The sequence below is a fragment of the Microbacterium sp. HMWF026 genome, assembly GCF_003061325.1.
Classification (GTDB): Bacteria; Actinomycetota; Actinomycetes; order Actinomycetales; family Microbacteriaceae; genus Microbacterium; species Microbacterium testaceum_E.
The window spans coordinates 4,212-8,408 of sequence record NZ_QAJB01000379.1 but is presented as its reverse complement, the minus strand read 5'-3'; the positions used below and the strand labels follow the sequence as shown (position 1 = coordinate 8,408).

Sequence of the window (4,197 nt, the reverse complement as noted above, 5' to 3'; positions counted from 1 at the left end):
GTCCCCCCGCACCGAGGCACTCGTCGTCGGGGTGCGCGGCGACGACGACGATCCGATCGACGTCCAGATCCACCGGCGGCAGGCGGCGGGACGCGAGGGCCGCGGTCCAGACGGCTTCGTCGGTCCCGGGCTCGCGGTGGTCGAAGCTCACCACGCGCTGTCGCCCTCTGCCACGGCCGCACCGAGGCGTGCGAGATCGCGGTCGCCATGGTGCTGGCGCACGTAGACCTGCAGATCGGCGACCCGGCGAGCGTACCCCTCGTCGGCGACGAGCGGGAGCGGGCCGAGCGCTCGCGCCGCCTCGGCGAGGGTCGTCTCGACGGCGTCCGCCACGATCGTGCGCACCCGCGCCGCCCGCAGCCCCGGCGACGAGGACTCGCCGCCGTCGAACACCGCCGCCGTCTCGGCCAGCGCCGCGCGGGCCGCCCACAGGGCGGCATCCGCTCGCCCCAGGTGCGTGCGCGACAGCTGGTCGGCCCCCTCACGGCGCGCGGCCTCGCGCAGCGCTCCGCGCACGGGCAGCGCCGCTCCCCACCAGCACGCCGCGACCCCGACCCCGCCGTGCGCGAAGCCGGGGCGCCGCAGGTACCAGCCCGGCTCGCCCACCGGCCGGGCGACCGCGGCGTCGACGTCGATCGGCGCGCTGACCACCGCCTGCAGTCCGCGTGCGTGCCACGGGCCGGGGCGCGCGACGACCGCCGGGTCGCGCAGGTCGAGGGCGAACAACCCGCGCCGCTCATCGTCGACCCACGCGGTGACGAGCGCGTGGTCGAGGTGCGCCGCCAGCGAGCACCACGGCTTCGTCCCGCTCAGGCGCCACCCCCGCCCGTCGCGGGTCGCTCGCAGCCGCATCCCCGGCGCTTCGGCCGCGAAGACGCCCCAGGAGCCGGAGCGGTCGAGTCCGTCGGCATCCGCTTCGTCGAGGATGCCGAGCGCGTCGAGGTGCGGCTCGAGGATGCGGGCTGCGGCCACATCGCGCACCGCGGTGGCGGCGAGCAGGTCCCACGTCGCGGCGAGGGTGCGGGGCCGGCGCGCCCCGGTCCGGACGGACCACGCGAGGGTGGCGGCGACGTCGACGCCGAAGCCGTCCACGGTGTCGGCATCGGCCAGCGCGTCGCGGGCGCGGTCGAAAGACGAGGGATCGGATGCCGAGAGCAGGGGGAACGGGGGATGGTGGGCGTCGCTCACGGCGCCCAGCCTGGGGCGCCGGGACGCATCGGGCGAGAACCTTGACAGGAGGGGGCGGTCGTGCAGCGCCGGTGGTATTCGACGTCGGAGGGGGCGAAACGGGCCTGTCAGGATGGCGTCATGTCCGCCACAGGGAAGTTCACTTCTGCGCTCGCGGCATCTCCTTCTCCGGCCGTCGCCGAACCGGCGGCCGAGGCGACGACCCGACAGCCCCTGGATTCCCAACTTCAGCCCCGGTGACGCACGTGCGGGATTCGAGCAGATCCCGTACCAGCAGGCGATCGAGTCCGCCGGCACACCATCGACGCGGTTCAGGGGGTCGTCGACTCCGGCAACCTGGACGCTCTTCGTCAGCTGTTCTCCTGACGCCGGCTAGGACTCGTCGTCGGTCGCGTCGGGCGGCAGCACCTCACGCCCCAAGCGCCTGATGCCGATGGCGATGAGCGCGCCACCGAGGGCGATCGACGCCACACGTACCCCCCATGGCAGATCGTGAACCCACAGCATCGGAATCATGAGAACGAAGGTCGCGCCGACGAAGTACCAGACCGTCGCCGAGGCGGGTGTCTTCTCGCTCGCAGCCATACCTCGACGCTACGAGCGCACTCGACGCCTGTCCTCCCCCTCACGACGGAATCGCGGGGAGTGGGCGCCGACGATTTCAGTCGGTGGTGTCCTGACAGGCGGGTGCGCCGCCGACGTAGCCGATGAAGCGAGCGTCCTCGAGGTCCCGACCGATGAACAGCGCCTCTCCGCGGTGCGCGTCGACGTCGAAGTCGGGGTTCAGCCCACCGACCCACTTCTCTGGTTGCGCTGAGTTCCGGCGGGCGTCGACCATGCCCCTCACGATCTCACTCGACGGGCACGGGCTCAAGACGGGTAGCCGACCGATGCCACACGAGGGCAAGGGCGGCCACGACACCGCCGAGGACGGCCCCGATGGTGTTCGTGACCCAGTCGCCCGTGTCGCACGCCCGGCCGATCGTCGGCACGAGCGCCTGCACGGCCTCGATCGCCACGGACAGAGCGCTCGCGCAGACCGGCCCGACGATGACCACGGCGACCAGGACGGCGAAGGCCAGCCACGGCACCGAGACGAGCAGGTTGGAGAGCACCTGCCGACCCTACGTCGGCGGCACCCGGCGTCGCGCGGCCATCGCACGGATCCATTGCCACCGTCCCCTCAGCGCGCTCGCCGATGGAGACGGGCGGGCGCGGTTGCCCGACAGGCTCACCCGCGCATCCCCCACCCCTCGGCCCCGCCGCGTCACGCGGGGACGGCGGGCCCGATGACCGACAGCAGACGCAGCTTCTCGGCGCTCTCGCTGCCCGGCGCCGCCGTGTAGACGAGCAGGGAGTGGGCACTCTCGGGGTCCACGAGCGTCTGGCAATGCACCTCGATCGCCCCGACCTCGGGGTGCATGAAGTGCTTCGTGTCGCGGGGGCGCAGGCCGACCTCGTGACGCTCCCACAGCGCCCGGAACTCCTCGCTGCGATCGCGCAGGTCGTCGGCGAGCTCGGCGGCCCGCGACCCGGCTCCGCGGCGACCGACGATCTCGCGCAGTCCCGCGGCGAACAGTCGACTCAGGAAGTCGTGGTCCTCCTCGGCGTAGAGACCGCGCGACGCCGGGTCGGCGAACCAGCGCCAGCCGAGGCTGCGGTGCATCCCGCGGCGCAGCGAGGCGTCGCCCGTGAGCGCGATGCCCAGGCGCGATTGGCGCAGGGTCTCGCCCAGCTCGGTCACGATCTCGGCGGGGGTGTCGTCGAGCCGGTCCAGCACACGCAGCAACCCGGGGCCGACGTGCTCGAGCATGCCCGCCCGCTCGGCGGGAACGTGGCCGGCGAGCCGGAAGAGGTGGTCGCGTTCCGCCCGAGACAGGTGCAGCCCCTGCGCGATCGACGCCAGCATCTGCTCCGACGGGTGCGGCCCGCGCTCGCGTTCGAGGCGGGCGTAGTAGTCGGTGGACATGTGGCTGAGCGCCGCGGCCTCTTCTCGCCGCAGCCCTCGGGTGCGTCGGCGCGCACCTCGCGGCAGACCGACGTCCTCGGGCTGCAGGGCTTCGCGACGCGTGCGCAGGAAATGCGCGAGGGCTGCTCGATCGATCACGGGGGCCTCCTCGGCATCCTGTCTACCCCGTGTCGCACAGACGAACCAGGGCGCGGCGATCCCCCTCTACGGAGCGGGCCGGATGCCACCCGCCCGCCCGCGCGAGCGGCCCCGAACGGGGGATGCGCGAGACGGGGATCGACAGGCCCTGCCTGCGCCTGCCGCGACGCGCGACGCTGGACCCCTGCCCACCGACACAGGAGACCGACATGGCACGCGACGACATCGACATCACGCTTCCTGACCTCGCCGGACGACGGGTCGTGCTCACCGGCGGCAGCGACGGGATGGGCCTGATCATGGCGGACCGCCTCGCCGCCGCGGGCGCCGACCTGGTGCTGCCCGTGCGCAACCGGGCCAAGGGCGAAGCCGTCGCGGTGCGCCTGCGCACGAAGAACCCCGGGGCCCGGGTCTCGCTGCACGATCTGGACCTGTCGTCTCTGGCATCCGTGCGTTCCTTCGGAACCGCGCTGACGGCCGAGGGGGCGCCCGTGCACCTGCTGATCAACAACGCCGGGGTGATGACCCCTCCGGTCCGGCCGCATCGCCTGGGACGATCTCGACAGCGAGCGCGCGTACAACGGCCAACGGGCCTACAGCCGGTCGAAGATCGCGCTGGGGCTCTTCGCGCGCGCCCTCGATGAGAAGTCGCGGCGTGCGGGGTGGGGAGTCCGCAGCGTGGTCTCGCATCCGGGGGTCGCCCCGACGAACCTGCTCGCCGCCCGCCCCGAGATCGGGCGTGACGCCGACACCACGGGGGTGAAGGTCGTCCGCTGGTTGTCGTCGCGCGGCCTGCTGCTCGGGACGGTCGAGACCGCGGCCCTTCCCGCGCTCGTCGCGGCGACGACGGCCGCACCCCGCAGCGACGTGCTGTACGGGCCCACCGGCTTCGGCCACGTGGG

Annotated in this window: 6 protein-coding genes and 1 pseudogene; 2 read left to right on the top strand and 5 right to left on the bottom strand. The window is 73.5% G+C overall.

The genetic code is table 11. The features are described from left to right. Positions 1 to 147: 147 nt before the first annotated feature. The 5 genes from DBR36_RS14165 to DBR36_RS14150 form a co-directional block, all read right to left on the bottom strand. Positions 148 to 1,188, bottom strand: a complete 1,041-nt coding sequence (locus DBR36_RS14165) for an acyl-CoA dehydrogenase (RefSeq protein WP_258222867.1) — start codon at positions 1,186 to 1,188, stop codon at positions 148 to 150. A gap of 372 nt (positions 1,189 to 1,560) precedes the next feature. Beyond that, positions 1,561 to 1,773: a hypothetical protein gene (locus DBR36_RS14160; protein WP_108320416.1), complete on the bottom strand. Its 213-nt coding sequence runs from the start codon at positions 1,771 to 1,773 to the stop codon at positions 1,561 to 1,563. A gap of 76 nt (positions 1,774 to 1,849) precedes the next feature. After that, positions 1,850 to 2,035, bottom strand: a complete 186-nt coding sequence (locus DBR36_RS17400; protein WP_146185373.1) for a hypothetical protein — start codon at positions 2,033 to 2,035, stop codon at positions 1,850 to 1,852. Between the two features lie 4 nt (positions 2,036 to 2,039). Continuing rightward, a complete protein-coding gene (locus DBR36_RS14155; RefSeq protein WP_108320414.1) occupies positions 2,040 to 2,303 on the bottom strand; it encodes a VanZ family protein in 264 nt (87 codons plus the stop codon). 152 nt (positions 2,304 to 2,455) lie between these two features. After that, entirely contained in the window at positions 2,456 to 3,295 is an 840-nt protein-coding gene (locus DBR36_RS14150; protein WP_108320412.1) for a helix-turn-helix transcriptional regulator, read from the bottom strand. A 209-nt stretch (positions 3,296 to 3,504) separates the two neighbouring features. Here DBR36_RS14150 and DBR36_RS18770 point away from each other — a divergent pair, with 209 nt between their 5' ends. After that, positions 3,505 to 3,939, top strand: a complete 435-nt coding sequence (locus tag DBR36_RS18770; protein ID WP_308810963.1) for an SDR family NAD(P)-dependent oxidoreductase — start codon at positions 3,505 to 3,507, stop codon at positions 3,937 to 3,939. A 34-nt stretch (positions 3,940 to 3,973) separates the two neighbouring features. Then, positions 3,974 to 4,197, top strand: a pseudogene (locus tag DBR36_RS18765) (short chain dehydrogenase); the annotation flags it as partial.